This is a genomic window from Actinomadura scrupuli (assembly GCF_050971785.1).
GTDB classification, from domain to species: Bacteria; Actinomycetota; Actinomycetes; order Streptosporangiales; family Streptosporangiaceae; genus Actinomadura_E; species Actinomadura_E scrupuli.
Genome location: NZ_JBPCCU010000008.1, coordinates 154,400 through 179,683 on the forward strand (window position 1 = coordinate 154,400; position 25,284 = coordinate 179,683).

Below are 25,284 nucleotides of genomic sequence, written 5' to 3' on the forward strand. Positions count from 1 at the left end.
TGACAGGTCGCACGCCGTTCGCCCACGGTGCGGAACACCGCCGCCGATCGGCCCATGCGTCGAACACCCCGATGAAGTCCGACAATGACGGCATATCCTCCATTGCGCATCCGGGTAACCACTGACTCACGGCCGCGCGCCGGGTCAGCCGGGTGGAGCCGCGGCCACGAGGGTGGCCTCGATGGCGGGCCAGGCGATGCCCGGTGGCAAGAGGATCGTCACGACGTCGGCTACCCGGTCCCACTGCCTGATCAGTTCCCCGACCTGATCGCGGGTTCCGTACGCGGCGAGCTGATCGAGTACGGGCCGGGCGGCAGGCGGGACGATCGCGCGTCGCGGACTCGGGCGCGGGTTCGCGGCGACGATCGCGCTGACCTGCGTGGCATAGCCCTGATCGGAGACGGACCGGGCGTAGACGCCGCCCATGGCGCTCAGGTACCAGGCGGTACACGCGGCGGCGATGTCACGTGCGGCGTCGGGGTTCTCGTCGACGGCGGTGATGGGCCCGGCCGCCACGGTGAAGGCCCTCGTCTGCGGGACGGCGGACTCCCGCATCCGGTTGAGCCGGCTCGTCCAGGATGCGAGGTGGTCTCGAGCCACCAGTGCGGGGATCCAACCGTCGCCGAGTTCGGCGGCCACCTGGGTCGTGCGGCGGCCCAGCGCCGCGACCCAGATGGGAACCTCGGGCGCGGGCGGCCGGCCCAGCCGCAAGGGGCGCGCGCTGGGGACGCGGTGCAGCCGGGCCGGCCGGCCGTCGAGCAGCGTGCGGACCTGGGCCACGACGTCACGCAGCTTGTCGGCCGGGTGCTCGAACGGGGTGTCATGAAGCCCTTCGGCCAGTGCCCTGGTGCTGGCACCCAGGCCCAGCACGTACCGCCCTCCGCTGATCTGGTGCAGGGTGGCGGCGGTCATCGCCAGCGTGGCCGGGGTGCGTCCCCACACCGACAGGATGGCCGAGGCGACTCGGATCCCGGTGGTGCGCAGCGCGATCTCGGTCAGCACCGGGGTGGAGTCCAGCCCCCATCCCTCGGGTACCGCGAACGTCTCATACCCCAACTCGTCAGCCAGCACCGCAGCCTTGACGATGACCTCACGCCGGGTCTCCATGGGCGTGAGCGCCACGCCACGCCGCACTGTCACGACGCCCCTTCCGCGATCGTTCCCGGGACCGGGCGCGGCACGGTGAGCCACACCGTCGTGGCCGCCGCGAGCACCTCACCGTCCGGCCCCAGCAGCGCCGATCCGGCCGTGAGCTTGCGGCCGTCGCGTCCGATCGGCCAGGCGACCACCTGGCATTCGTCGCCGACCGTGGGCAGCGTTGTCAGGTCGGCGGTCATCCGGCCGAGCAGGATGGTGGTGTCCTGGCCGACGTCGGCGCCCTCGATGGCGGCGATCCCGGTGGGACAGTCCAGTGCCGCCCAGACGATCTCCGGGCGTACGCTCCCGCCACCGTCCCCTACCGTCGCGTCCGGTGTCCAGGGTGCCGCCCACAACGCATGGCCGGTCACGGGCCCGGGGAAGATCCGCAGGCCGTCGCCCGGCCGCCGATCCGTCCCGCAGACGAAGCAGGCCGGAAACGCGGGGTCTTCGAAGTATCGTGCGCGGCCCTCCGCCGCGCGGGCTTCGGCCGGCGAGACGGTGCCGGGTATCCGCGGTGCCGGGCCGTTCCGCACGGAGGTGGCCTCGGCCACGAGTGTGCCGCCCAGCCGGATGCGTACCGCACCCTCGCCGACGGGTTCGACGGTCATCGGTGTCTCCAGCGGCGGCGGTCGGCGCAGCGTGACCGTCACCGGGCCGTCGAGGCACTCGGCGATGAGTCCGCATGCGTAACCGCCGTTGGCGCTGTCCGCCGGGCCGCGGAAGCGGAACGGGACGGTCAGGGTGGGCATCGGCTCGCGCGGTGGCCGCCTGCCGGCCGCCGGAGGGACGGTCGGCCTCGACACGTACGTCATATCGTCTGACATGTCGTTCACGCTAGGACCACCGGCAGCGCCCCGGCCATCGGGTGAATTACCGGCACATCGCCACGTCGGCGCGGCCTCGTGCGCGGAGGCCGGGCGCGGCATCCGGTGAACGACGGAGCCGGTCAGGGAGGCCGGCGAAGCCGGTGCTCGGTCATCCAGGCCGCGATCGGGGCTCGGGAGCGCACCTGCAGCTTGCGCCGGACGTTCTCCACGTGCGTCTCGACCGTGCGCGGCGTGATGGACAAGCGCCTGGCGATGGCATGGTTGGTCAGCCCTTCGGTGACGAGTTCGGCCACCTCGAACTCCCGGTCCGTCAGCCGTTGTGCCGTGTGCGCGGGCCGGCACAGGAACTCGAGTGTCGCCTGCAGGACCGCTTCCCAGTCACCGTGGTAGAACAGGTGGCTGGAGCCTGGCAGCGGGATCAGCACCGCCCCGGGAATCCGCGCGGCGACCTCGCGGCCCAGCTCGAACCTGGTGCCTCTGTCGGCTTCGCGGTGCAGGACCACGGTCGGTGTCCGGATCGCTGGAAGCACTGCCCCGATGTCGGTGTCGTAGTACACCTCGAGCAGTTGCGCGGCCACCGCCGCCGAGGAGCTCGCGCGCTGGAACCTGGTGAACTCCGCCTCGTCGTCGGCCGTGGGATCGGTGACGAACGCCCCTGTCAGAGCCTTCAGCCCCATGCCCCAATGTGCCCGCACCAGGTCCACGACCGACTTCCTGACCTCGGCAGGCGCCAGATCGCGGCCGCTGGCGCACATTCCGTACACCACGAGCGCCTCGACCCGCTCTGGGTGCCTCGCCGCGATCGCGGTTGCGAGCTGACCTCCCTGCGAGGCACCGAACAGGCGGAACCGGCGGGCGCCCACCGCGTCGGCCACCGCCAGTGCCGCGGCCACCTGCCCGTCGAAGGAAAGATCGATGCTGTCCCGGTCGGACAGGCCGCACCCGGGCTTGTCATAGCGGATCACGGTGAACCGCTCCGCCAGGCGCTCGACGAAACCGCCGAAGGAGAACAGGTCCAGCTGCCCGCGAAGATGGGTGATCCAGCCTGAATCGCACAACAGCGGCGGCCCGGTACCCGTCGTCGAGTAGGCCACCCGGCCGGCGGGGGTGGTGCAGTATCTGATCGACGCCCTCACCCGTCCAGGCTGGCACGTCCAGCCGGCGCGGTAAAGGAACGCACAGGACGGCGGGCACCTCACCGCGGCGCCTTCCAATCCCCACGCTTTCGACTAAATCTTTCAATTCAATCGAATGCTAAAGTCCGCGCTGGGTGAGGCCGAGCGACGCGGAGGATCTGATGGCAGCGGACGTGTTCACCCGGACGGCGGAGCCGGGACCGGAGCCGGCGGCGGGGGAGCGGCCGGACGGCACCACCGTGCACCTGCGCACCTGCCCGCTGTGCGAGGCGATGTGCGGCCTGGAGATCCACGTGCGAGGCGACCGGGTGGAGAGGATCACCCCGGACCGCGACGACGCCTGGTCGAAGGGGCACATCTGCCCCAAGGGGACGACGCTCGGCGCGCTGCACCACGACCCGGACCGGCTGCGCGCGCCGGTCGTGAAGCAGCCCGATGGCACGTTCCGCGAGGTCGGCTGGGAAGAGGCGCTGGACCGGTGCTCGGAGCTGCTGCTGCCGGTGGTGGCGGAGCACGGCATCGAGGCGGTGACGGCCTACGTCGGCAACCCGCTGGCCCACGCGATGGACCTGAGCCGCTACGTCGGCATCCTGATCGGGATGTCGGGTATGCCGATGATCTACTCACCCGGCGTGGTCGACCAGTGGCCGAAGAACGTCAGTTCCCACCTGATGTACGGCGGGATGTGGAAGATCCCGGTGCCCGACGTGCAACGCACCGACCTCTTCGTCCTGATGGGCGCCAACCCGCAGGCGTCCCAGGGCTCCCTGCTGGCCTGCCCGGACGTCATGGGCGAGATCGGGCGGATCCGCAAGCGCGGCGGCAGGGTCGTCGTCATCGACCCGCGCCGCACCGGCACCGCGGACAAGGCCGACGAGTGGATCCCGATCGTCCCGGGGACCGACGCGGCCTTCCTGATGGCCGTGGTCAACGTGATCTTCGAAGACGGCCTGGTGGACCTCGCGCACTACGGCGACCTGATCGACGGGCTCGACGACCTGCGCGCACTGGCGGCGGACTGGACACCCGACCGCGTCGCCGCGGTGACCGGCGTACCCGCCGAGCGGACCCGGGCCCTCGCCCACGAGCTGGCCGGCACCGAGCGCGCCGCCCTCTACGGCCGGATCGGCCTGTGCAACCAGGAGTTCGGCACCCTCGCCAGCTGGCTGGTCGACGTGGTCAACATCCTCACCGGTCATCTCGACGTCGAGGGCGGGCTGATGTTCCCGCGCCCGGCGGCCTGGATGGTCAACGACCTGCCGATGCCCGGCCTCGAGAACGGAGTGGAGAACTTCGGCCGGTGGCGCAGCCGGGTGCGCGGCGCGCCGGAGGTCCTCGGCCACGTACCGGTCTCCTGCCTGCACGAGGAGATCTCGACCCCGGGCGCCGGTCAGATCAAGGCGCTGTTCACCGTGGCCGGCAACCCCGTGCTCTCGACGCCGGGCGGGGACCGCCTCGACGCCGCGCTGCCGCTGCTGGACGCGATGATCAGCCTCGACCTCTGGATCAACGAGACGACCCGGCACGCCGACGTGATCCTGCCCGGGCTCTCCCCGCTGGAGTCCGCCCACCACGACGACATGATCTGGGCGTTCGCGGTCGGCAGCGGGGCGAAGTACTCACCCGCGGTCTTCCCGCCCGCCGACGGCCGGCCGCGCGAGTGGGAGATCCTGATCCGGCTGGCCGGCGTCTGCCTCGGCCAGCCCGCCCGGGAGGTCGACGTCGCCGGTATCGACGACGGGTTCTTCGACGTGCTCGCCTCGGTGCACGGGCTCGACGGCGCCCGGCTTCGGGAGCAGTACGACGAGGGCGGCCCCGAGCGGATGCTCGACCTCACCCTGCGGACCGGCCCGTTCGGTGACCGGTACGGCGAGAACCCCGACGGCATCACCCTGGAGAAGGTGAAGGCGCAGCCGCACGGCGTCGACCTCGGGCCCATGGTGCCGCGGCGGTTGGCCGACGTGCTGGCGACCGAGGGCGGCAGGCTGGTGATCGCGCCGTCGTACATCACCGGCGACCTGGGGCGTCTCGCCGGCCGCCTTGAGCGCGAGCGGCCCGACCTGGTCCTCATCAGCCGCCGCCACCTGCGCTCCAACAACTCGTGGCTGCACAACGTCCCCGCCCTGATGAAGGGCAGGGACCGCTGCACGCTGCTCATGCATCCCGAGGACGCGGCCCGCAAGGGACTCGGCGACGGGGACCTCGCGCGGGTGGCGTCCGAGGCGGGCGCCGTCGAGGTGCCGGTCGAGCTCACCGACGCGATCATGACCGGGGTGGTGTCGATGCCGCACGGCTGGGGCCACGGAAAGCCCGGCACCCGGATGTCCGTGGCCAACGAGCACGCGGGGGTGAACACCAACGTCCTGTCGCCGGGCGACTTCGTCGACGCGATCTCGGGCAACGCGGCGGTCAACGGGTTCCCGGTGACCGTCTCCCCGGCCTGAGCGCCCCGCCTGAGTGCCGGTCAGGCCGTCGAGCTCCTCACCTGGCAGCCGACGAACCGGTGGAGCCGCGGATGAGCCTGGTCAGGGGCGGAAAGCGGGCCGCGGCACGGTCGGCCGAGGCGAGCTGTGCGCGTAGCGCGAGCAGACCGGGAACCCACCAGGGCGCGTAGACGGACCTGGCCCGCCGCTCGATCCCGGCGGCCATCGCCGCTCCCGCCCGGGACACCGAGATGGGGCCACCGATCACCTTGGGCAGCCGGTCAAGGCCCTCGGCCAGCTCAGGTCGGGTCAGCAGGCCACGGACCAGCCCCGTGTCGACCGCCCCGAAGTAGGCGATGCCCACCCCGGTGCCGGTGTGGGCCAGCTCGATCCGCAGCGCCCGCCCGAAGGCCTCCACCCCGGCCTTGGTCGCACCGTACGCCCCGACCGTGGGGCACGGGATCGCCGCCGCGATCGAAGAGGTCATCAGGATGTAGCCGCGACGGGCGGTGACCTGCGGCAGGGCGGCCCGCACCGTACGCCAGACACCCAGCAGGTTGACCTCCACGACCCGCTCGAACGCCTCCGGGTCGATCGTGGCGATGGTGGCCAGCGGCCCGCTGATCCCGGCGTTGGCGACCAGTACGTCGATACCGCCGAACCGCTCGCCCACGTGCCGCATGACCTCGGACAGCCCCGGTGGATCGGTCACGTCCACGTCGTACGCCACCGCCCGGTCGCCGAGGCGGGCAGCCAGCTCCCGGACCTGCTCGGCCTGGCGATCCAGCAGGGCCACCCGCGCGCCCCGGCCGATCAGCCGCCGTGCGGTCTCGCCGCCGATTCCGCCCGCGGCCCCGGTGATCACGACGACCCGGCCGGCCAGCGGGCTCCGGCTCCCTGTCCGCAACGTCTCCATGGCCGTGGAGTCTAGGTCGCGCCCGGCCGATGTTCAATCATTGATTGAGTCAGTGATTGACGGTACGCCGGCGAACGTGATCGACTGGAGGAATGCCACCCGAGTCGCCGTCCGACGCCCGCCACCGCCTGCTGGACGCCGCCGAGCGGCTGCTGCGCGAACAGGGGTACGAGCAGGTATCGGTACGCGCGGTGAACAAGGCCGCGGGGATGAACCCGGCCGCGGTGCATTACCACTTCGGCTCCAAGCAGGAACTGGTCACCGCGTTGCTGGAACGGCGGTTGCGGCCACTGTGGGACGGCGGGCTGACCGCGCTGGAGAAACGCCTGGAGGCCGACGACCCGCCGGAGGTGACCGATCTCGCGGTGCTCCTCGTCGAGCCGATGGCCCGGATGGCGGCCGACCCCGAGCACCGATGGCTCCTGGGCCTGCTGGCCCGGCTGGTGCTGGCCCGTCATCCGCTGCCCTGGCGGTCGCCCTGGTCGGCCCCCGGCCCCTGGATCGCGATGATCTCCCGGGCGCTTCCGCGGCTGCCGGCCGAGGTGGCGGCGGCCCGCTGGCAACTGGCCCGTGACCTGCTGCTGGTGACCTACGGCGCACCGTTCGCCGAGCCCGGCACCGACGTGCCACCGGTTCCCGCCGAAACCGTCGTGGCGTTCGTGGCCGCCGGCCTCGGCGCCCCACCGACCCCAGAGGAACGCACCGATGGAGCCCGCTGAGCTCTTTCGTCCGGCGACGCTGGGACCGCGGACACTGCGCAACCGCGTCATCAAGGCGGCGACCCTGGAAGGCCGTACCCCGCAGGGGCTCGTCACTGACGAGCTGATCGCCTTTCATCGGGCGGTGGCCGCCGGTGGCGTGGCGATGACGACCGTCGCCTACTGCGCGGTGAGCCCCGAGGGACGGACGGAACGGCGCCAGATCCACATGCGGCCCGAGGTGGTGCCGGGCCTGACCCGGCTGGCCGCGGCCGTGCACGGCGAGGGCGCACTGGTCTCCGCGCAGCTCGGCCACGCGGGCCCGGTGGCCGACGCCCGATCCAACCGCCTGCCCGCCCTGGCCGCCTCACGCCGGCTCAGCCCGCTCACCGGCCGGTTCATCCAGGCCGCCACCGCGGACGACCTCGAGCGCGTCATCGCCGCGCACGCGTACGCCGCCCGGCTCACCGCCGACAGCGGGTTCGACGCCGTCGAGCTGCACTTCGGGCACAACTACCTCGTCAGCTCGTTCCTCACCCCCCGGCTCAACCGGCGCGGCGACCGCTGGGGCGGGGCACTGCCCGACCGGGCCCGCCTCGCGCGGCGGGTCGCCGAGGCGGTCCGCGCCCGGGTCGGGAGCGCCATCGCCGTCACTGCCAAGCTCAACATGGAGGACGGCGTGCGCGGCGGGCTCACCATCGACGACAGCCTGCGGGTCGCGCAGCTCCTCCAGGCCGACGGGCACCTGGACGCCCTCGCGCTCACCGCCGGCGGCTCACTGCTCAACCCGATGTACCTGTTCCGCGGGCGACCTCCGGTGAAGGAACTCGCCGACGCCTTCCCCCAGCCGCTGCGCGCCGGCCTCAAGGTCTTCGGGCGGGGCTTCCTGCGGCACTACCCGTACACCCCCGCCTATCTTCTGCCGGCCGCCCGCCGGTTCCGCGCCGCCCTCACCATGCCCCTGATCCTGCTCGGCGGCATCACCGACCACGCCCACATGCGGCAGGCCATGGACGAGGGCTTCCAGTTCGTCGCCATGGGGCGCGCCCTGCTGATGGAACCCGACCTGATCGAACGGATCCGGCGCGACACCTCGACCTCTTCCCTCTGCACCCACTGCAACAGGTGCGTGCCGACCATCTACGGCGGCACCCACTGCGTGCTGACCGCCTCCGCAGGACGGCGGTCCGGCCGCCCGCCGTCGAGGTGACGGCGCCGGGTGGTCTCCAAGGGGGCCTTGTGCGACCAAGGCGGCCGGGCGGCGTCGAGTTCGGTGATCTCGGTGCTCAGGTCGCGCCAACGTCCGCTCATGGCGCTTACCGAGCGTCCGGTCGCGGTCCCGCGCTTGCGCGGAAGGCGGCTCGGGCTCGTCGCACGAGGGCGCGCTCGGCGCCGGTACCCGAGCCCTCGACGTTGAGCGGGGGACGTAGCCGGGGGATGAGCTCCGTCTCGATCTGCCGGGCCCCGGATTGCTCGGTCCAGGTCAGGAGCAGGTGCTGGTGCATCCAGGCGGTCAGGCGGATCTCGTCGTCCGGTACGAGGACCACCCGGTCGGTCCACGTCGTCCGGTATCCCTCGGTCTCCATCAGCAGCCCCGCGAGAGTGCGGCGAAGAGTGGAGCTGCCTGATCGGCGCAGATGGTTGCCGGCGATTCGGGTCCGCAGCCGCTGCGCGATCCCGATGTAGAGCAACCGTAGGTGGGGCGTGTTCGGATTGATCGGCCCGGGGAGTGCGGGCAGGACTGCCGGGGGCGCCCACCAGGCGTACAGCCCTTCGGTCTGTGGCAGGGCCGGTACGGCTTCGTGCAGCTGCACCGGCGTAGTGCGGAGCCGATCGGCCACTGGGTCGGAGTTCTCGGGCATTTGCCGAGTATCGCCCGAGCCGGTCGTAGCCGCTTGGAGCCGATCCGGTCAAAGTGCCCGAGCGGGTGATCCGCTCGGGCGTTCGGCTGGTCGGCGAGGTGAGCCTGGGCGCGGTCGACCTCCTTGAGACCATTGCACATGAGATCGATCTGATTGGTTACAGGTACAGGCCTGCTGCCATTCAAGTACAAAGGAGTGTGTGACGGCGCAAGATGTCGAAGTCCTGAAGGTCGCCCGCGCGATTCAGCCGCATCTCGGGAATCTGATTGGTGAGGACGCCGGTTCCGTGGAACTCGAGCTCGCGAAGCTCGTGCGTGAAGGTGAGCTCGGGGTTTCGGTCAGGGCCAGAATTCTCGTGCTGCTGGCCGAGCGTGATTCCACCCGCGAGTGGGCGCGCAGCCTTCTTTCCGTTCCGGCCGATGAGCGGGCCTTCGAGCCATTGCCCGGGCAGCCCCAGGAGGTCACGGTATTCCGTTACGGCTGCCCGGAAGGGGACCAGGTGCCCTGGTTCCGTTTCGACGCGCGAGACGATATCCCGGTCTGCCCAATCCATGATCTACGCTACGTACTCCAGCAGGGCGAGTCGTGCTGACGAAGTTCTGGGAGTCGTTCGCCGGCAGGATGCTGGAGCGGTGGACGCCCCGCCTCCTTACCGCCGCTCTCGGCTTCTGGCTGGGAGGGCTCGTCGCCTGGTTGTGGAGCCGTCCCGGTGATTTCGGGTCGGCTGTGCGCAGTCTCGGCGGCCGCATCGGCAAACTCCCGGTGTCTCAGCAGATGGCCCTTCTGATCTCGGTACTGCTTGTTCTCCTGACCTCGGCTCTGATGTCGGAGCGCTTGGCGCTGCCGCTGCTACGGCTACTGGAGGGATACTGGCCTCGCCGGCTCGCGGGTCCGCTGGTCCGCCGGAATCTGCGCAAGCGGGCACAGGCGATGGACCTCGCTCAGCGGCTCGCCCGGCACGCAGACGAGGACGGTGGCCTTCCCGCGGAGGCGCGCGCGCAGCTCCAAGAGGTCGAGGCGCTGTTGCGCCGGTTGCCGGCCGAAGCCCACCTCATGATGCCCACTCGGCTCGGTAACCAGCTGCGTACGGCCGAGGAGCGGCCTCGTGAGCGCTTCGGCCTGGACGCCATCGTCTGCTGGCCCTACCTGTGGCTGCTGATAGATGATCTTGCCCGGGACGAACTGACGGTCGCCCGTGGTGCGCTCAACGATGCGACTCGTTCGTGGCTTTGGGCCGCATTGTTCGGTGTCTGGACATTCTGGGCTTGGTGGGCGTTTCCGGCGGCCGTAGTGGCATGCGCGCTCATCTATCACCTGAATCTACTCAGGGCGGCGGAGACCTACGGCCAGCTACTGGAAGCCACTTATGCCCTCAACCGGCACAAACTGTACGACGCCCTGCGTCTGGAGTCTCCCGACCCGACCGACGAATCGCCGAGCGGCAGGGCTCTCACTGCGTACCTCTGGCGGGGCATCGCCGCGCCGGGCATGCGCTTCCGCCAGAACGCGTCTCTGCAGGGGGAATCCTGATGCCGGTTGCCGAGGGTGTCCGGGCATGACGGGAAGGGCAGGCCGGCGGCGGTGGTTTCGTAGAGACAACGACCAGGCGCACATCGGGGTGCGGCTGGGCGGTCGTGAAGTCCAGATCCCGGTCGGGAGCGTGCACGAGGCCGAGCGCCTGCTGGCCGCGGTCGAGGCGTACCTGGATGCGGAGGGGCCCGACCGGACGCGGCGCGTGCTGACGGACTTCCCGGAGCTGCGGACCCCGGCGGCCGAACAGTTGGTCAGCGCCGTCATCGCCGGGACGGAGGACGTGAACAACGCCGAAGACCGCGCCACCCTGTACACCAAGCTGCGCTTCCTGAGGCTTGTCCGGGAGACCGGGGATGTCGACATGGTGTTCTTCACCGTGTCCCTCAGGCGGTCCTGGAATCGGATGATGAAGGCCCAGGACGCGCTGGCGAAGTTCGCGTCCAGCGGCCGCAAGGACGATCTCCGGATCGCCGTCGCAGCCTGGGACGAGGTCCTGGAGGACGAACGTCTCATGGACCCGGAGGCGACGCACGGGCGTGTGGTGCGACTGCGTCACGAAGGCGGCCTGGTGCTCAGGCACGCGTTCAGTGCCTTCGGCGATGCCGGTCATCTGGAGCGTTCGCTCGAACTGCTGGAGGAGGCTCGGACGCTTGCCGAGGAAGGCTCGCGCGCCCAGCGAGACACCTTGCTGGAGTGGGCCAAGGCCCTCCTCGCGAGATATGAGCTGCTGAAGGACGAAGCCAGTGTTGACCAAGCGATATCGGCGTTGGAGATAGCGCGGAATCGAGCCGAGCCGGGCTCGCTGGAGTCGCGAATCTATGCGGAGGAACTGGAAAAGGCCCGCGCGGCAAAGGGTGGGTGAGAGCGCTGCCGATCTTCAGGCGTGACCGCGAGTCCCGTCGCCAGGCGAAGGACGCCAAACGTTTCGACCGCATCGCGTCGATCGTTTCTTCGATCGATCCGCCGGAGGCCCTGGTCGCCCTCTATCCGCGGGTGCCGGCCGCCTGGAGCCATCTGGCGAATATGTACCTGGAGCGGAATGGGCCGGATGATCTGGATTCCGCCGTCGATGCGCTCCGGAAAGCGGTGGAACTGACTCGCGGTACCGCAGCCGCGGCCGGGAAGATGACCGACCTCGCCGATACCCTGGGGCTCAGATATGGGCGCCTGGGAGACATCGCTGACCTGGAGGAGGCGGTCGATGGCCTCGAGCAGGTGCGAGCCGAGGCGGGCACTGCTCCTGACGCCAGGATGCTGGCCATGCTCTGTCACATGCGGCATGCTCTCGCGGCGCGCACAGCCGACTTCGGCTTGCTCGAATCGGCCATAGAGGCGGGGGAGGAGGCGGCCGAGGCGGCCGCAGCAGGGCCGGAACGGGCGAACGCGCTCGGCAGGCTGGCCTACGCCCACGTGGGGGCATACGAGATGCAGGAGCGCGCCGCCCACCTCGATCAGGCCCTCACCCTTTATGCCCAAGCGGTCTCCGAGGCCGGGGAACGGAACCCGGCGGCGTTCGACCTGAACACCATGTACACGGACGCCGCCCGCCTGAAGTACCGGGCGACGCAGGACCTGGCCGACCTCGATCGCGCAGTTCGTCTGGCCCGGACAACGGCATCCGAGATCGCTCCCGGGGCCGGTGCGGACAGGGGAGACAACGGCACTCTGGCCCTGGTCCACCTGGGCGCATGCCTACGCGATCGCCACGCCCGGCTCGGCGACCCGGAAGATCTCCGCAATGGCCTCGATGCCCTGTACAGGGCTCTTTCACAGGGGCAGGCCGTTGGCCATCTTGCCGCTACCTTCGAGGCCGCTCGAGAACTCGGTGACTGGTGCGGTCAACTGGCCGACTGGGGCGCCGCTGCGGATGCCTACGAAACCGGCCTGGAGGTGGTGGACCTACAGTTCGCCGCGCAGAAGAAGGCCGTCAATCAGCGGCATGCGCTCGGACTTGATGTCACGCTGCCCTCGCGGGCCGCCCACGCCGTGGCGATGGCCGGTGATCCGGCGCGTGCGTTGGGCATTCTCGAACGCTGGCGGGCCATCCTCCGTGATCCGGACGCCGCCACCGGCGAGATCCCACCACCCGTCGGTACGACCCCGTTGGTATATCTGGCCAGCTGCCCCACCTCGGGCTTGGCCTTCATCGCTCGAGACGGTCGGGTGGACCACCTCCAGCTCCCAGACCTGCACACCGATGCCCTGATCGGCTGGGTCGAGAGACTTCTGGAGCAGAAGGAACAACGGGGGCTCGACCGGGACACCTGGGAACGGGTTCTGGACCTCACCTGTGAATGGCTCTGGGACAAGGCCATGGGACCGGTCCTCAACGCCCTGGGTCCCGTGGACCATGCAGTGCTCATACCGTGCGGGCCGTTCGCTCTTCTGCCCCTGCACGCCGCGTGGACTTCGGATCCGAGCAGGCCGACCGGGCGCCGGTACGCGCTCGACGAAGTGCTCTGGACCTACGCGCCGAACGCAAGGGAACTGCAGTGGTCGCATCGGCGTGCCGAGAAGACCGCCGCCGAAGGGCGTCTCGTCACCGTGGAGGACCCCGCCCTGAACGATCGCCGGCCACTGGCATACGCCGGCTTTGAAGGTCAGGCGGCCAGCAGCCTGTGGCACGAGCACCTCAGGATCCGATCGGGACAGGCGGACAGGTCCACCGTCATGGACGCCATCCCGGCCGCGGACGTGCTGCACTTCGCCTGTCACACCCTTCCCGATCCCGCCGATCCCAGCTCGGTCGCGCTGGCTCTGGCAGACGGAGAACTGCTGTCCATCGAAGACGTCTCCGCACTACGGCTCAGGGCCCGTGTGGTGGTGCTGTCCGCGTGCGACACCGGTATCCCGAATCTCGATCTCCTCGACGAGGTCATCGGCCTGCCGGGCGCGTTCCTGAACGCCGGAGTCGCGGGTGCCGTGTCGTCACTGTGGCCCATCAGCGACGAGAACACCATGCTGTTGATGATCATGCTCTACCAGCAATGGCGACGCGAAGGACTGGGCATCGCGCACGCACTCCGGCAGGCACAGCAGTGGATGCGGGACACCACCAATGCCGAGAAGAGAGCCACCTTCGAAGAACACCTCGACGGAGGAGGGTGGATGCCCTCCGAGGTCGCGATGGCCTGCTGGGAGCAGGTCATCCTGCAAGATCCGCTTGAGCGCTCCACGGCCTCCCCGGCCAGCTGGGCGGCGTTCACCTTCACCGGCGCCTGAGCACTGTCGCATCGAGCCCCGTGGCGGCGCTACGTCCGGGGCGGCCGCGGTGGTGGCTTCGGCGTAAATGGCCTGATGTCTTGCGGGAGCGCGAGGGGGTTCAGTCGGGCATGCGGACCGTGCCGAGACGGGCGGTCACGACGGGATCGCGGTGGTCGAAGAACAGTGACCTGCCGGTGTCCAGGGCGGCGATGCGGGCCATCTGGTCGTCGGTGAGGTCGAAGGCGAACACGTCGAGGTTCTGCGCCATCCGGTCCGGACGGACCGACTTGGGGATGATGACGACGTCCCGCTGGATGAGCCAGCGGAGCACGACCTGCGGGACGGACTCGCCGTGCGCATCGGCGATCTCGGTGAGGACGGGGTGGGTGAACAGGCCGTTGCGGCCTTCGGCGAACGGTCCCCAGGCCCCTGATCTACACCGCCGCTCCCGACACCCCCACCGCCGACAACCTCCGCCTCCTGGCCACCTGGGCCGTCACCCAGGACCAGTCCTACCCCGCCCGCCACCCCCACGAGGACCACCGGCCCTGACCCGGCCGCTCCGTGGACCGCCTGGCATCCGGCGCAGGCCCTCCGGTGGTGCGGACGACAGGATGATCATGGATGTGATACACGGGTGGGATGGAATTCTTCTTCTACTGCCGTGACCGGCCGGGTGCCGGGGACCTGCGCTGGGAGTGCACGGAGGAGCACTGGGCGTTCATGGACCGCTACGCCGACGGGATGATCGCGCGCGGCCCCACGCTCAGCCCCGACGGCACGGAGGTGACAGGCAGCATGCACATCGTCGACCTGCCCGACGTCGACGCCGCACGGGAGTTCGCTTTCGACGAGCCCTACTACAAGGCCGGCGTCTTCGAGGAGGTGCTGGTGCGCCGCTGGAGCAACACGCTGGGCCGCACGATGTGGGAGTTCGCCGGAGGCATGACGGGTCATCGGCGATTTTTGATCATCGCGCACGCCGGACCGGGACGGACGGCGGCCCGCGAGGCGCTGGCCGAGGAGTATCGCCGGTATGCCGCCCACGATCGCCGCGAACACCTCATCGCCCTCGGGCCGCTGATGTCCGAGGACGGCGCTATGTGGGCGGGCACGGCCATGCTGGTGGAGCTGCCGGATCGGGACGCGGTGGAGGGGTTGCTGGCAGAGGAGCCCGGTGCCCGGGCCGGGCTGTACGAGAGCATCGAGATCCACGACTGGCGGTTCGGCGGCCGGCCGCAGGCGTGACCTGAGCGGCTTCTGCGGCAGCCCCCGTTCCCTTGAACCGTGCGTCATCGACATCACCTTGGCGATCAGCGGTTTCGCATCTAGTGCAGCGCCGCGTTGATCCTGTGGGGGTTGATCATGCGGCTCTGAGCGGGCTTCCCTCGTGAACACATCGGGCAACGTTTGCCCGGTTGGTTCGGCGGACGCCCTGGTTCTGGTCAGGCCTTTTGTACGTGTGCGTCGTACAGCCGCTGAAGGAGGTCGTTGAGCTGCTCGCGGTCTTGGTCGTCCAGCGCACCAAGGAAGTCGTCCTGGCCTGAGGCTGCCGCGGCGGCGATGGTGTCGGCGAGCGTGATCCCGTCGGAGGTGAGGGCGACTGTGCGGCGGCGGCCATCGGCTGGGTCGGGCTGCCGCTTGATCAGCCCTTTGGCGGCCAGCGTGTCCAGCACCGGCACGATGTTGCGAGCGTCCACGGCGACCAGGTGCGCGAGTCGTTGCTGCCCCACCGGCCCCTGATCTTTGAGGACCACCAGCACTGAGTACTGGCTTTGGGTCAGCCCGTGGTCGGTCAGGAACGTGGTCCATGAGCGTGCAGCCAGTGATCCCAGGCGTCCCAGCAGGAAGCCGGTACCCCGTTCGAACGCTGGACGGTCGTCGCCACTTCCACTCATGGCCTCCACTCTAGTAGATAGACATGACTCATGTCTTTAATATATACATGAGTCATGTCTATTGAGCGGCGTCACGCCCACGTGAACATCGGAGACTGCGCGCTGCACGTCGTCGAGTCCGGCGACCCGCACGGCCGGCCGTACCTGTTCCTGCATGGCTGGCCGGAATCGTGGTGTACCTGGAGGGACGTCATGGCCCTGGCCGCGCCAGATGCGCGCGCCATCGCGATCGACCTGCCGGGAGTGGGCGAGTCGACCGCCGCAGGGGGCGGAGGCGTCAAGCGGCACGTGGCCGCCAGGGTCCACGAGCTGATCCAGACCCTTGGTCTCACCGATCTCACCCTGGTCGGTCACGACGCCGGCGGGATGGTGGCCTACGCCTACCTCCGCCAATACCCGCAGATCGCTCGCGTGGTCATCATGAACACGGTGATCCCCGGTGTGGAGCCGTGGACCGAGGTTCTCAAGAATCCCTATATCTGGCACTTCGGCCTGCACGCTGTTCCGACGCTGCCCGAGACGCTGGTGCAAGGCCATCAGGCCGAATACTTCGACTACTTCTACGACGTCTTGTCGGTAGACCCATCGAAGATCACCCCGGAGTCGCGGGCCACCCACGCCGCCGCCTACCGCAGCGACGCCTCTCTCACCGCTGGGTTCGACTTCTACCGGGCCTTCGCTCAAGACGCCCGAGACAACGCTGCCTCCGCCACGTCCGCAGCCATCCGGACCCCGCTGCTCTACCTGCGCGGCCAGAGCGAGGGAGGCGACATAGCGGCCTACGCAGCCGGATTCCGCGAGGCCGGGATCGAGAACCTGACCACGGCCGTGGTGCCAGACGCAGGCCACTTCGCCCAAGAAGAAGCACCCGCCGAGGTATGGCGGCTCATCCGCGAGTTCGCCACCCCGTGATCAACCCCCACAGGGCCAACGCTGCACCGCACTAGCCACGGGGATGCTTCCGCACCATGCTTTGAGATGTGACCAACAAGTCGATCATGACCGCGTACTGGAACGAGGTGCGGGCCGGCTTCAATCGGCTCCCGGTGTGGTTTCCCGGCGCCACGATGGAGCTCGGCGATGTCGGCGTCCTGGAACCGGGCGGCTGGGCCAAGCACACATCGCTGACCGAACTGGGCGTCCCCTACCGAGCCGACGCTCAGGGGGTGCCCAGCAACATCGAATACGCCTCCGAGGGCGGAGTCGAGGTGACGGCTGGGACCGGCCATGTCGGCGTGGACCTCGCCCAGGTCGCCGGGCGCGGCCATCTGACCTACAAGTTCCACCGGGCCGGGGCGTTCGTCTGGCGGGCGAGCGGCGTCACCACCCGCCGGATCGCGGATCTCGCCGCCGTTGACGGTGCCGTCCTCGACTTGTACGGGGCCGGGACGTGGCGGCGGGAGTGGGTCCTGGTCACCGAGGTCGTGGTCGGCGGCCCGGTCCTGGTGCTGGTGGCGGCCGACAAGGGCACGGAGGTGGACGTCGGCGTGCGGGCCGACGTGCAGGCGGCCGAGAGGACGGTCGGCGCGGCCCCGCAGGTGGTCGTCGGCTTTCGGGGCAGCCTGGCGTCGCGGGTGGACACCGAGGAGCCCACCGCGGTGATGTGGCGTGGGCGGCGGGTGGCCGATCGGTTGCTGCGCCAGGCCCGCATGGTGGACCAGTCCCGGGTCGGGCCGCCCGAGGAGGCCGGTGACGAGGCGACGATGATGGACGTGGAGGCGCTGTCGGACCTCCCCGCCGGCCCACCCGACGGGACCGGTTAGCCGCTGATCAGCCGCAGCAGCGACCGCGCCTGTCCGACCCCGGCTGTGTCCTCATTCCGCTCGTACAGCCTGATCGCGGTCCGCGCGTACTCCTGCGCCGCGTCCCTTCGCTCGATGGCGGCGGCGGCCACGCCCAGTTCGAGGGCGAGATCGGCGACGGCCGGTCCCGTCGACTCGGCCGCGATCTCCGGGAACAGCTCGTCGGCGCTGGCCCACTGATCGGCGGCGAGGTAGGACGCCGCTATCCGCAGCCGCACCGCAGCGTCGCACCCCGGCATGGAAATGATCTTGGCGAAGGTCGCCGCGGCCAGCTGCGGGCGGCCCGCCGCGAGATACCGCTCCGCCCGGATCTGGAGCCGGGCGCGGTAGGGCCCGTAATCGCCGGCTCGCCGCAGCCGGAGAATCTCAGCGCGTTCGGCGAAGTACCCGAGCTGCTCCGCCAGCAGCCGGGCGCGGTCCAGCGCCTGCCGGGCGGCCTCGTACTGCCCGGCGCCCAGCAGCGCCGCACCGAGCAATCGGCCGGCGTCGCAGGCGAGCTCCGTCAATCCGAACCGGTAAGCCTGCTCCTCCACGGCCACGTAACCGGGCGGTGGCATCTCGTCGAATCGTTCCTCGTCGAGCAGCTCGAGAAGGTTGCGGGCCGAGTATTCGATCACGTCCGGCATGTTCTGGCGCCGCCCGATCTCAAAGGCCCGCTGGTACGCCGCCAGCGCCGCGCCGGGCTCGCCGAGAAACCGCCGGGCGATGCCGAGGTTCACCAGCGCCTTGGCCGACCACTCCTGCTCGCCCTCGGCCTCGAAGCCCTGGATGCTCTCGTTCAGGTAGTGGACGGCCTCGTCGTAGCGGTCCGCGTCGAGATAGGCCGTTCCCAGGTTGAGCGACTGGCCTGCTTGGTCCGCCCGGCCCCCCTCGCGGCGCATCACCGGCAGCAGGACCAGCTCGTAGCAGACGATCTTTTCGTAGGGCGCCATCTCCGGGAGCCGGTCGACCGACAGCCGGGCCTGGATCTCCGCCTCGGTGACCATCCGGATCACGCCCCCAGCACAACGAAAGGAGCCCAGTGCCGAGCCGAGGCGAACGGCGCCTCTCCCGGGTCGAAGGAGCCCAACCAGCCACGCAGGCGCGGTGATCGCACATATGGCAGGTCCAGAATCTCGCCCGCCGTCGCCCCGCGCAGCCAGCGCTGAGACTCCCGCAGGGCGCGGGGCGGCTCACCGGCGGCGATCCGTCCCCCGCTGACGTCCAGCCTGGCGTAGAAGTCGCCCATCAGCACCGCCGCCGCGGCGTCGGAGACCCGCCACAACGTCCCGATGACGGCGCCGGCCCCCGCGCACGCCAACGCCGCCGGAAGGCCGATCACCTGATCGGGGGAGCTGGGATCGATCACCGCGCTCTCGCACGACGACAGCACGACCAGGCGTGCCGCCCCCAGCCGGGGCGGGTGCTCGGCCATCAACTCGCCGATCGACAGGGCCCCGTCGGCCAGGTGCAGGCCGGACTCGTAGGGCCGCCGTGGGTCATAGTCGCTGTGGCAGGCGAAGTGGATCAGTCCCGCCCGCCCGGCCTTCTCCAGAACGTTCGCCTTCGTCGCCGCCACCCCGGTGACCAGGGTGGCCTCGGACTGTATCGCCCGGATCGCCCGCACCTCGTCCTCGGCGGCGACCAGATCGGTTCCCGGGTCACTGACCGCCACCATCGGCACGACAGGGCGAGCCGGGATCGCGGCGTCCTGGGGCCGGTCGACCAGCGCGTAGTCGACCACGCAGGCGTCGATCAGCCGCCGCTGCCACCCGTCGCGCCGTACCTGGATCAGGTGCAGCGGTAGCAATCCGAGCGGCCCGCAGGGGACCAGCGTCACCGCCGTCGCCGGGCCGACCGCCTCACCCATCGCCTCGGCGAACGAGGCGCCCAACACCTCCACCGCGTCGATGAGCCGCCCCGCCTCCACGGTGACCGCGGGCGATTTCCGGTCCAGTCCAAGGGCCGCCATCACGTCGTCATCGGTGACACCCTCCACCGAGACGGCCGTCGCCACGGGGCCGTCCCCGCGATCGTCGGCTGAGATCACCATGCTGCCCATCGCGGTGCTGAGCAGGAACATCGTGCGCTGCCCTGGCCGCAGCCGTACCGACGCCGGCGGTGTCAGGAAGTCGGCGTGGCCCGGGAGCCCGCGGATCCTGGCCGTGGACTCCTCGAGGGCCGCCGTGGCGGCATGTGCCTCCTCGGCCAGGCTCCGCAGCAGGATGTCGTCGCTGCCTGAAGCCCGATCCCGCACTTCCACCGCTCTGATGCGCGCGGCCGCCTCGAGGTAGGACCGGTGCGCGGCCGGGTCCTCGGCCGCCACACGTTCCAGCTCGACGAGATCCCGTTCCAGTACCTCGCCGAGCAGCCGGGCGCGCGCCGCCTGGAGCATGGCGACCGCGTCCAGCGCCTTCCCGGCCCGGGCCAGGGCGTAGGCGGCGTTGTGCCGGACGGGCACGGTCGCCGCGAGCTCCATGCCCCGCGACCGGAACAACAGCATGGCCCGATAGTTGAGTTCCAGCCGGTCGACTGCGCTCACGTAGGCGTCCGCCGCGTCGGCCCACCGGCCGAGCAGAGCCTGGACGCGCCCCAGCCGGTCGCAGACCGCCCACGACGTCCGCGGATCGTCCCAGGCCTCCTCCTTGAGCGCCTCCAGCCGCTGGACCAGCTCCACCAACTCGTCTGGCCGGGCGGGTCGCCGCCCACGCGTGGCCAGCGCGGTCAACTCCAGTACCAAGGTCACGCGATCCCGCACCGCCGCCGGGACACCGTCCAGCTCCGCCAGTCCCTCCCGGAGCAGTCGGCCTGCCTCCGCCTGATCCGTGTCCCGCAGTGCGGCGGCCAGCATGGTCTGGGTCCGCACCTTCGTCAGGCTCTGGACGCCCGAATACCCGTCCAGGATCTTCCGCAGGAACTCGACCTGCCGATCGGTGTCGCCCAGCTCTCCGTACACCATCGACATGTTCCGGTACAGGCCCCCCAGACTGCCCGTGCCGAATCGTCCCCGTGCGTTCTCGTACACTCGGCGGGCCCGCTCGAGGTGGGTCAGTGCCCGTTCTGGCTCGTCCCGCCTGAACCAGATCATCCCGATGGACACCTGCGTCTGCGCCCACCGCCCAGGCCGCTGCTCCTCGGTCTCGGCCGTGGCCACTCGCTCATAGCACTCCAGCGCCCGTGCGAGGTTGACCTCGTAGTCGCCACGTGGCCGCACGGTGTAGCTCTCACCGAGGTTGTGCAGCACGTTGCACCACAGCTCGGACCCGACCTCACCGCCCAACCGGTCCGACGCCTCTTCCAGCAACGCGATCGCCCGGTCGATGCGCTCGGCACGCGATCCGGTGAACCCGCCCATACAGATGATCGCCAGCGTCTGCCGGGCGGTGGCGAAGAGTGCCGGAGGCACCCCGTCGCGGGTGAGCTCCACGGCCCGCTCCCCGTGGCGGATGGCCAGCGGCTCGTACAGGTGAATGGGCCCGACCGCGTTGCCCTCCTGGTAAGTCCGGGCCAGCGCCTCGTGCGCCATCGCGAGCAACGAGTCGGCGCCACTGCCGCGCAGCTCCATGACCGCCCTGTTCAGCTCTCCGATGGCCCGCTGCACGTCCCAGATCAGCTCCGGCCGGTGCGCCCCGTTGTACATGGGCCCCGTCAGCCCGTTCGCCAGCCAGATCCGCACGCAGGCCCGTACCGTGAGCTCGGCCCGCCGGTGCTCCATCTGCCTCAGGTACCGCTCGGCGAGCGCCACGATCCGTTCGGCCGCCCCCTGATCGTGCTCCGGGTTTCCCTGCCGGGCGAACAGCTCGATGACCCCGCCCAGCTGCCACGGCAGCTCCCCGCCCCCGTCCGAAGTCACGCTGCGATGCTAGGACGCGCGAAACCCGAGTTGCTTCGGTTCGGTGGAAATTGTCGCGCGTCGGCGTGGTCGGGCGGTGGGCGCCGAGGCGACCGGGCCGGCCGTCAAGCCCGCCCGCCTCACCTTCGTACTCCGGTCCTGCGTCCGCAGCGCGGAGCAGGGGAATGGACGTGAACGTCAGGACGCATCCACCGCCGTAGTCCGAGAGGGGGCCGTCATGGCGATCGCCGACCCGATGCCCGTGTTGACCGAGGCCGAACAGGCCGCCAGGCTCGCCGTTCTGGCGGAGAGCGGGAGCCGGATCCTCGTCGGCTCCGTCGTCGACATGGCCGGCGTGGCGCGGGCCAAGACCGTGCCGGTGCGCCGCGCGGCCTCCTTCCACGTCGCCGGCATGGGCGCCGCGCCGACCTGGAACGTGTTCTGCATCGACAACGCCATCGCCTTCACCGACCGGCTCGGGGTGGTCGGCGATCTGCGCCTGCGCGCCGACCTGACCGGGCTCCGCGTGCTCGGCGACGGTTACGCGTGGGCTCCGGCGGAGTTCTTCGACCAGGAGGGCGCACCGGCGGCGGGCTGCGCGCGGGGGCGTCTGCGCGGCCTGCAGGCGCGGGCGGAGGCGGCAGGGCTCGGCGTGCTGGTCGGCGGCGAACTGGAGTTCGTGCTCACCGGCGCGGACGGTGAGGCCCTGCGCGGCGGGCGCTGGCAGGCCTACGGCCTCGGCTCGGTTTTCGAGGCCGAAGCGGTTCTGGTGGACCTGCTCGGCGCCCTGGAGCAGGCCGGGCTCGCGGTGGAGCAGCTGCACGCCGAGTACGGCGCCGGGCAGTACGAGCTGTCCCTCGGCCCGGCCGCCCCGATCGAGGCCGCCGATCAGGTGGTCCTCGCCCGGCTTGTGATCGGGCGGGTGGCCCGGCGGCACGGCCTGCGGGCCTCCTTCTCGCCCCTGCCGTTCCACGACGGCGCCGGCAACGGCGCACACCAGCACCTGTCACTGCGTGAGCGGGATGCGCCGCTGCTGTCCGGCGGGTCCGGGCCCTGGGGCCTGACCGCGCAGGGCGAGGCCGCACTGGCCGGCATCGTGACGGGGCTGCCCGAACTGCTGGGGGTGTTCGCGGGGTCGGTGCTGTCGGCATCACGACTGCAGCCGGGTCACTGGTCGGGGGCCTTCGCCTGCTGGGGGCTGGAGAACCGTGAGGCGGCCGTACGGTTCTGTGCCGCGACCGCCGGGAACCCGCACGGCGCCAGCATCGAGCTGAAGTGCGCCGACCCGTCGGCCAACCCGTACCTCGCCGTCGCCGCGCTGCTCGGCCTGGCCCTCGACGGCATGGCGCGGTCGGTGGCCCTGCCGGCGGAGGTACGGGACGACCCCGCCGCCCTGCAGGGGACGCCCGGCCGGCCCGAACGGCTCCCCGGCACCCAGGCGGCGACACTTGACGCGCTGAGCGCCTCGGCGCTCGCCCGGCGCATCCTCGGCGAAGAGATCGTCGAGGCGCTCCTGGCCGTACGCAGGCACGAGCAGCGCGTCTACGCCGACAGCAAGCTCGACGAACTCGCCGAACGGTTCCGGTACGCCTGGTCGTGCTGACCGCACCGGCTCCGCCGCCGAGCCCTGTCCGAGCAGCGAAGGAGGGTCGCGATGGGATCGGTCCCCGGGGACGGCACGGGCGGCGGCGTGAGGGACGCGCTGCGTGCGGCGGTGGCGGAGCTGCAGCTCGTGGATCACCACGTCCACGGGGCCTTCCACGCGCCCGTGACGCGCGCCCGCTTCGAGGAGTCCATCAACGAGGGATCGCCGGATCCGATTCCGGGCTGGATGACGCAGTTCGACTCACAGCTCGGCTTCGCCATCCGCCGCTGGTGCGCACCCTTGCTGGACCTGCCCGAACATGCGCCGGCCGATGACTACTGGGCCCGGCGCGCGGAACTGGGGGAGCGGGAGGTCGCCGGGCGCCTGCTGCCGGCCGCCGGCGTGAGCGACTGGCTCGTCGATACCGGGTATCTCGGCGGCGACCTCCTCGATCCGTCCGGGCTGGCCGCCGTCTCCGGTGGCCGGGCCCACGAGATCGTCCGGCTCGAGGCGCTCGCGGAGTCCCTCGCGGCCGGCGGCATCTCCGGGGCCGGCTACGCGGACGCCTTCCGGGACCTGCTGCGGGCGGCGGGCAGGACGGCCGCCGGTGTCAAGACCGTGGTCGCCTACCGCACCGGGTTCGACATCGACTGGACCCCGCCGGCCCCGGCGGAGGTCACGGCGTCGGCGGACCGGTGGCTCTCCGGCGCCGGGCCCGGCCCCCGGCTGACCGACCCGACCCTGCTGCGGTTCGGGATCCACAGCGCCGTGGACCTGGGCCTGCCGATCCAGATCCATGTGGGTTACGGCGACCGGGACCTGGATCTGCACAGAGCCGACCCGATGCTGCTGCTCGGCCTGCTGCGCCGGCCCGAGGTGGCCGCCGTACCGATCATGCTGCTGCACTGCTATCCCTACCACCGCCAGGCCGGATACCTGGCGCAGTCGTTCCCCAACGTCCACCTCGACGTGGGCCTCGTGCTGAACCACATGGGGGCCCGCGCCACGGCCGTGGTCGCCGAGTCGCTGGAGCTGGCGCCGTTCGCCAAGGTCCTCTACTCGTCCGATGCCTGCGGACCCGCCGAACTCCACTACCTGGGCGCACGGCTCTGGCGACACGCGATCACCGGCATCGCCGGCGGCTGGGTATCGGCGGGGGACTGGTCGGCCGCCGACGCCGAGCGGGTCATCACCATGATCGGCAGGGACAACGCACGGCGCGTCTACCACCTCTGAATCCGGATACGTCCCGGTTCGGCCGTGATGACCGCGCGGGCCGGGGCGGTCATGAACCCTTCCACCGCTCCTGGGGCGGGCCCCGGAGGCCGGGGCCCGGCTCGCACCCCGGCCGACGGTCAGCCGACGCAGCCAGGAATGGTGTTCAAGGGATTGCAGTTGTTGGGGATGTTGTCGCGGACAGCGGAATTCTGAATGATGACATTGGTGTTGCCGGTGGCGATTCCGCCGCCATTGGATCCCTTGTTCTCCTTGACCAGGACGCGATCGAGCGTGGTGGTTCCCAGGTTGGAGAGGCCTCCTCCGAGGCCGCCGGAAATGTTGTGGTCCACGGTGGTCTGAATGAGATGCGACACGCCGCTCGACTGGGTGTTGAGTGCGCCTCCGTTGATCGGCGCGCTGTTGCCGGCAAAGATGCTCTTGAACACCGTCAGCGTGCCCGAGTTGATGATTCCGCCGCCTCCGACACTCGTCGTCGAGTTCGCGTTGAGCAGGCTGAGGGAGATCGTCGCGGTGGCGCCCGCGTTGTTGCCGAACGCGCCACCGTTGCCCGCGCGGTTGCCGCCGAAAGTGGTCTGCTCCAGGACCACGGTGCCCGCGTTGAGGATCCCACCGCCGATCCCCGTCGTGCTTCCGTTGAGGATGGAGATCCCCCGGGCGCGGAGCGTCCCCCCGGAGGCGACCTCCAGGATACGGAAGTCGGTGGCAGCGGCCGGATCGCGCCTGATCGTCGTGCCCGGCCCGCCCACCAGGGTGACGTCGCCCGTGATGATCGGCAGCGCGTCGCCGGGGACGGTCGCGGCGGTGTAGTTGTAGACGCAGTTCGGCGAGAGAACGAGCCTGGCGGCTCCGATCCCGTTGGCCGTCTGGATCGCCGTCACGAGCGCGCCCGAGCTGCACGAGACTTTCACGATCTTCACCAGGCCGGGCAACGCCTGTGCCGACGGCGGCACCGCGCCCAGCGCGACCGCCGCGAGCACGGTGGCCCCTATGCCACCGGTGATTCTAGGAAGAGAGCCCATCAGGCCGCCCCTATGCAAAAATGGACATTTGTCCTGTCGGTAGCGAATACCCCATCGGCATCGCCGACAATAGAGAAACATGCCCGGGCTTATCACGTGCCCGGGGAGCATCGCGTGTTCGGAAGAGTTGACCTAGACTTGCAGACGTCTTTCATGGCCACTCGAGGCACATTTCACGCGCGAGGTCGCCC

The 25,284-nt window shown here is 70.4% G+C and carries 22 protein-coding genes; 12 read left to right on the forward strand and 10 right to left on the reverse strand.

Annotated elements, in window-relative coordinates:
* Nucleotides 1–144: 144 nt before the first annotated feature.
* From ACRYCC_RS31355 to ACRYCC_RS31365, 3 genes are all read right to left on the reverse strand, one after another.
* On the reverse strand, nucleotides 145–1,140 hold the full coding sequence (locus ACRYCC_RS31355) for an LLM class flavin-dependent oxidoreductase (protein ID WP_433817352.1): 996 nt from the start codon (nucleotides 1,138–1,140) through the stop codon (nucleotides 145–147).
* Nucleotides 1,137–1,964: a hypothetical protein gene (locus tag ACRYCC_RS31360; RefSeq protein WP_433817353.1), complete on the reverse strand. Its 828-nt coding sequence runs from the start codon at nucleotides 1,962–1,964 to the stop codon at nucleotides 1,137–1,139. The genes ACRYCC_RS31355 and ACRYCC_RS31360 overlap by 4 nt, the downstream gene beginning before the upstream one ends.
* Nucleotides 1,965–2,086: 122 nt before the next feature.
* Nucleotides 2,087–3,103, reverse strand: coding sequence for an alpha/beta fold hydrolase (locus ACRYCC_RS31365; protein ID WP_433817354.1), 1,017 nt, complete (start codon nucleotides 3,101–3,103; stop codon nucleotides 2,087–2,089).
* 161 nt (nucleotides 3,104–3,264) lie between these two features.
* Here ACRYCC_RS31365 and ACRYCC_RS31370 point away from each other — a divergent pair, with 161 nt between their 5' ends.
* Nucleotides 3,265–5,547 (forward strand): molybdopterin-dependent oxidoreductase, encoded by a 2,283-nt coding sequence (locus ACRYCC_RS31370; RefSeq protein WP_433817355.1) that lies wholly within the window; start codon nucleotides 3,265–3,267, stop codon nucleotides 5,545–5,547.
* A 37-nt stretch (nucleotides 5,548–5,584) separates the two neighbouring features.
* Here the strand turns inward: ACRYCC_RS31370 and ACRYCC_RS31375 are convergent, their stop codons facing one another.
* On the reverse strand, nucleotides 5,585–6,442 hold the full coding sequence (locus ACRYCC_RS31375) for a short-chain dehydrogenase/reductase (protein WP_433817356.1): 858 nt from the start codon (nucleotides 6,440–6,442) through the stop codon (nucleotides 5,585–5,587).
* A 92-nt stretch (nucleotides 6,443–6,534) separates the two neighbouring features.
* On the opposite strand from ACRYCC_RS31375, the gene ACRYCC_RS31380 reads away from it, so the two are divergent.
* Both ACRYCC_RS31380 and ACRYCC_RS31385 read left to right on the forward strand, forming a co-directional pair.
* Nucleotides 6,535–7,161 carry a TetR/AcrR family transcriptional regulator gene (locus ACRYCC_RS31380; protein WP_433817357.1) on the forward strand — a complete coding sequence of 209 codons (627 nt, stop codon included), beginning with the start codon at nucleotides 6,535–6,537 and terminating at the stop codon, nucleotides 7,159–7,161.
* The gene (locus tag ACRYCC_RS31385) at nucleotides 7,148–8,350 is read left to right on the forward strand and encodes an NADH:flavin oxidoreductase (RefSeq protein ID WP_433817358.1); all 1,203 of its coding nucleotides are present in this window, start codon (nucleotides 7,148–7,150) and stop codon (nucleotides 8,348–8,350) included. Before ACRYCC_RS31380 ends, ACRYCC_RS31385 begins: the two co-directional genes overlap by 14 nt.
* Before the next feature lie 106 nt (nucleotides 8,351–8,456).
* On the opposite strand, the gene ACRYCC_RS31390 is transcribed toward ACRYCC_RS31385, so the two are convergent.
* Nucleotides 8,457–9,002, reverse strand: a complete 546-nt coding sequence (locus tag ACRYCC_RS31390) for a GIY-YIG nuclease family protein (RefSeq protein ID WP_433817359.1) — start codon at nucleotides 9,000–9,002, stop codon at nucleotides 8,457–8,459.
* Nucleotides 9,003–9,201: 199 nt separating this feature from the next.
* On the opposite strand from ACRYCC_RS31390, the gene ACRYCC_RS31395 reads away from it, so the two are divergent.
* Genes ACRYCC_RS31395 through ACRYCC_RS31410 form a run of 4 tightly spaced genes read left to right on the forward strand, consistent with a single transcriptional unit; the run spans nucleotide 9,202 to nucleotide 13,757 of the window.
* Nucleotides 9,202–9,594 (forward strand): hypothetical protein, encoded by a 393-nt coding sequence (locus ACRYCC_RS31395; protein ID WP_433817360.1) that lies wholly within the window; start codon nucleotides 9,202–9,204, stop codon nucleotides 9,592–9,594.
* Nucleotides 9,588–10,532 carry a hypothetical protein gene (locus ACRYCC_RS31400; RefSeq protein ID WP_433817361.1) on the forward strand — a complete coding sequence of 315 codons (945 nt, stop codon included), beginning with the start codon at nucleotides 9,588–9,590 and terminating at the stop codon, nucleotides 10,530–10,532. Before ACRYCC_RS31395 ends, ACRYCC_RS31400 begins: the two co-directional genes overlap by 7 nt.
* A gap of 25 nt (nucleotides 10,533–10,557) precedes the next feature.
* Nucleotides 10,558–11,397: a hypothetical protein gene (locus ACRYCC_RS31405; protein ID WP_433817362.1), complete on the forward strand. Its 840-nt coding sequence runs from the start codon at nucleotides 10,558–10,560 to the stop codon at nucleotides 11,395–11,397.
* A complete protein-coding gene (locus ACRYCC_RS31410) occupies nucleotides 11,394–13,757 on the forward strand; it encodes a CHAT domain-containing protein (protein WP_433817363.1) in 2,364 nt (787 codons plus the stop codon). Before ACRYCC_RS31405 ends, ACRYCC_RS31410 begins: the two co-directional genes overlap by 4 nt.
* Nucleotides 13,758–13,857: 100 nt before the next feature.
* On the opposite strand, the gene ACRYCC_RS31415 is transcribed toward ACRYCC_RS31410, so the two are convergent.
* A complete protein-coding gene (locus ACRYCC_RS31415) occupies nucleotides 13,858–14,133 on the reverse strand; it encodes an aldo/keto reductase (protein WP_433817581.1) in 276 nt (91 codons plus the stop codon).
* A 248-nt stretch (nucleotides 14,134–14,381) separates the two neighbouring features.
* On the opposite strand from ACRYCC_RS31415, the gene ACRYCC_RS31420 reads away from it, so the two are divergent.
* The gene (locus tag ACRYCC_RS31420; RefSeq protein ID WP_433817364.1) at nucleotides 14,382–14,987 is read left to right on the forward strand and encodes a YciI family protein; all 606 of its coding nucleotides are present in this window, start codon (nucleotides 14,382–14,384) and stop codon (nucleotides 14,985–14,987) included.
* Between the two features lie 197 nt (nucleotides 14,988–15,184).
* On the opposite strand, the gene ACRYCC_RS31425 is transcribed toward ACRYCC_RS31420, so the two are convergent.
* Nucleotides 15,185–15,637, reverse strand: a complete 453-nt coding sequence (locus ACRYCC_RS31425) for a MarR family winged helix-turn-helix transcriptional regulator (protein WP_433817365.1) — start codon at nucleotides 15,635–15,637, stop codon at nucleotides 15,185–15,187.
* 54 nt (nucleotides 15,638–15,691) lie between these two features.
* Here ACRYCC_RS31425 and ACRYCC_RS31430 point away from each other — a divergent pair, with 54 nt between their 5' ends.
* A complete protein-coding gene (locus ACRYCC_RS31430; protein WP_433817366.1) occupies nucleotides 15,692–16,549 on the forward strand; it encodes an alpha/beta fold hydrolase in 858 nt (285 codons plus the stop codon).
* Nucleotides 16,550–16,617: 68 nt separating this feature from the next.
* Nucleotides 16,618–17,400 carry a hypothetical protein gene (locus ACRYCC_RS31435; RefSeq protein ID WP_433817367.1) on the forward strand — a complete coding sequence of 261 codons (783 nt, stop codon included), beginning with the start codon at nucleotides 16,618–16,620 and terminating at the stop codon, nucleotides 17,398–17,400.
* Here ACRYCC_RS31435 and ACRYCC_RS31440 read toward each other — a convergent pair.
* Nucleotides 17,397–18,425: a tetratricopeptide repeat protein gene (locus tag ACRYCC_RS31440; RefSeq protein WP_433817582.1), complete on the reverse strand. Its 1,029-nt coding sequence runs from the start codon at nucleotides 18,423–18,425 to the stop codon at nucleotides 17,397–17,399. The two genes, ACRYCC_RS31435 and ACRYCC_RS31440, sit on opposite strands and share 4 nt — an antisense overlap.
* 5 nt (nucleotides 18,426–18,430) lie before the next feature.
* Nucleotides 18,431–21,271, reverse strand: coding sequence for a CHAT domain-containing protein (locus ACRYCC_RS31445; RefSeq protein ID WP_433817368.1), 2,841 nt, complete (start codon nucleotides 21,269–21,271; stop codon nucleotides 18,431–18,433).
* A 217-nt stretch (nucleotides 21,272–21,488) separates the two neighbouring features.
* Here ACRYCC_RS31445 and ACRYCC_RS31450 point away from each other — a divergent pair, with 217 nt between their 5' ends.
* Both ACRYCC_RS31450 and ACRYCC_RS31455 read left to right on the forward strand, forming a co-directional pair.
* Nucleotides 21,489–22,853: a type I glutamate--ammonia ligase gene (locus tag ACRYCC_RS31450; protein ID WP_433817369.1), complete on the forward strand. Its 1,365-nt coding sequence runs from the start codon at nucleotides 21,489–21,491 to the stop codon at nucleotides 22,851–22,853.
* 51 nt (nucleotides 22,854–22,904) lie between these two features.
* The gene (locus tag ACRYCC_RS31455) at nucleotides 22,905–24,071 is read left to right on the forward strand and encodes an amidohydrolase family protein (RefSeq protein WP_433817370.1); all 1,167 of its coding nucleotides are present in this window, start codon (nucleotides 22,905–22,907) and stop codon (nucleotides 24,069–24,071) included.
* Nucleotides 24,072–24,190: 119 nt separating this feature from the next.
* On the opposite strand, the gene ACRYCC_RS31460 is transcribed toward ACRYCC_RS31455, so the two are convergent.
* Entirely contained in the window at nucleotides 24,191–25,051 is an 861-nt protein-coding gene (locus tag ACRYCC_RS31460; protein ID WP_433817371.1) for a hypothetical protein, read from the reverse strand.
* Between the last annotated feature and the right edge of the window lie 233 nt (nucleotides 25,052–25,284).

Bases quoted from the DNA above. Each gene is read 5' to 3' on its own strand.
- ACRYCC_RS31440 (WP_433817582.1), bottom strand. From the start codon at position 18,425: ATGGTCACCGAGGCGGAGATCCAGGCCCGGCTGTCGGTCGACCGGCTC.
- ACRYCC_RS31455 (WP_433817370.1), top strand. From the start codon at position 22,905: ATGGGATCGGTCCCCGGGGACGGCACGGGCGGCGGCGTGAGGGACGCG.
- ACRYCC_RS31390 (WP_433817359.1), bottom strand. From the start codon at position 9,002: ATGCCCGAGAACTCCGACCCAGTGGCCGATCGGCTCCGCACTACGCCG.
- ACRYCC_RS31375 (WP_433817356.1), bottom strand. From the start codon at position 6,442: ATGGAGACGTTGCGGACAGGGAGCCGGAGCCCGCTGGCCGGCCGGGTC.
- ACRYCC_RS31405 (WP_433817362.1), top strand. From the start codon at position 10,558: ATGACGGGAAGGGCAGGCCGGCGGCGGTGGTTTCGTAGAGACAACGAC.
- ACRYCC_RS31370 (WP_433817355.1), top strand. From the start codon at position 3,265: ATGGCAGCGGACGTGTTCACCCGGACGGCGGAGCCGGGACCGGAGCCG.
- ACRYCC_RS31425 (WP_433817365.1), bottom strand. From the start codon at position 15,637: ATGAGTGGAAGTGGCGACGACCGTCCAGCGTTCGAACGGGGTACCGGC.
- ACRYCC_RS31450 (WP_433817369.1), top strand. From the start codon at position 21,489: ATGGCGATCGCCGACCCGATGCCCGTGTTGACCGAGGCCGAACAGGCC.
- ACRYCC_RS31385 (WP_433817358.1), top strand. From the start codon at position 7,148: ATGGAGCCCGCTGAGCTCTTTCGTCCGGCGACGCTGGGACCGCGGACA.
- ACRYCC_RS31420 (WP_433817364.1), top strand. From the start codon at position 14,382: ATGGAATTCTTCTTCTACTGCCGTGACCGGCCGGGTGCCGGGGACCTG.
- ACRYCC_RS31360 (WP_433817353.1), bottom strand. From the start codon at position 1,964: ATGTCAGACGATATGACGTACGTGTCGAGGCCGACCGTCCCTCCGGCG.
- ACRYCC_RS31430 (WP_433817366.1), top strand. From the start codon at position 15,692: ATGTCTATTGAGCGGCGTCACGCCCACGTGAACATCGGAGACTGCGCG.
- ACRYCC_RS31380 (WP_433817357.1), top strand. From the start codon at position 6,535: ATGCCACCCGAGTCGCCGTCCGACGCCCGCCACCGCCTGCTGGACGCC.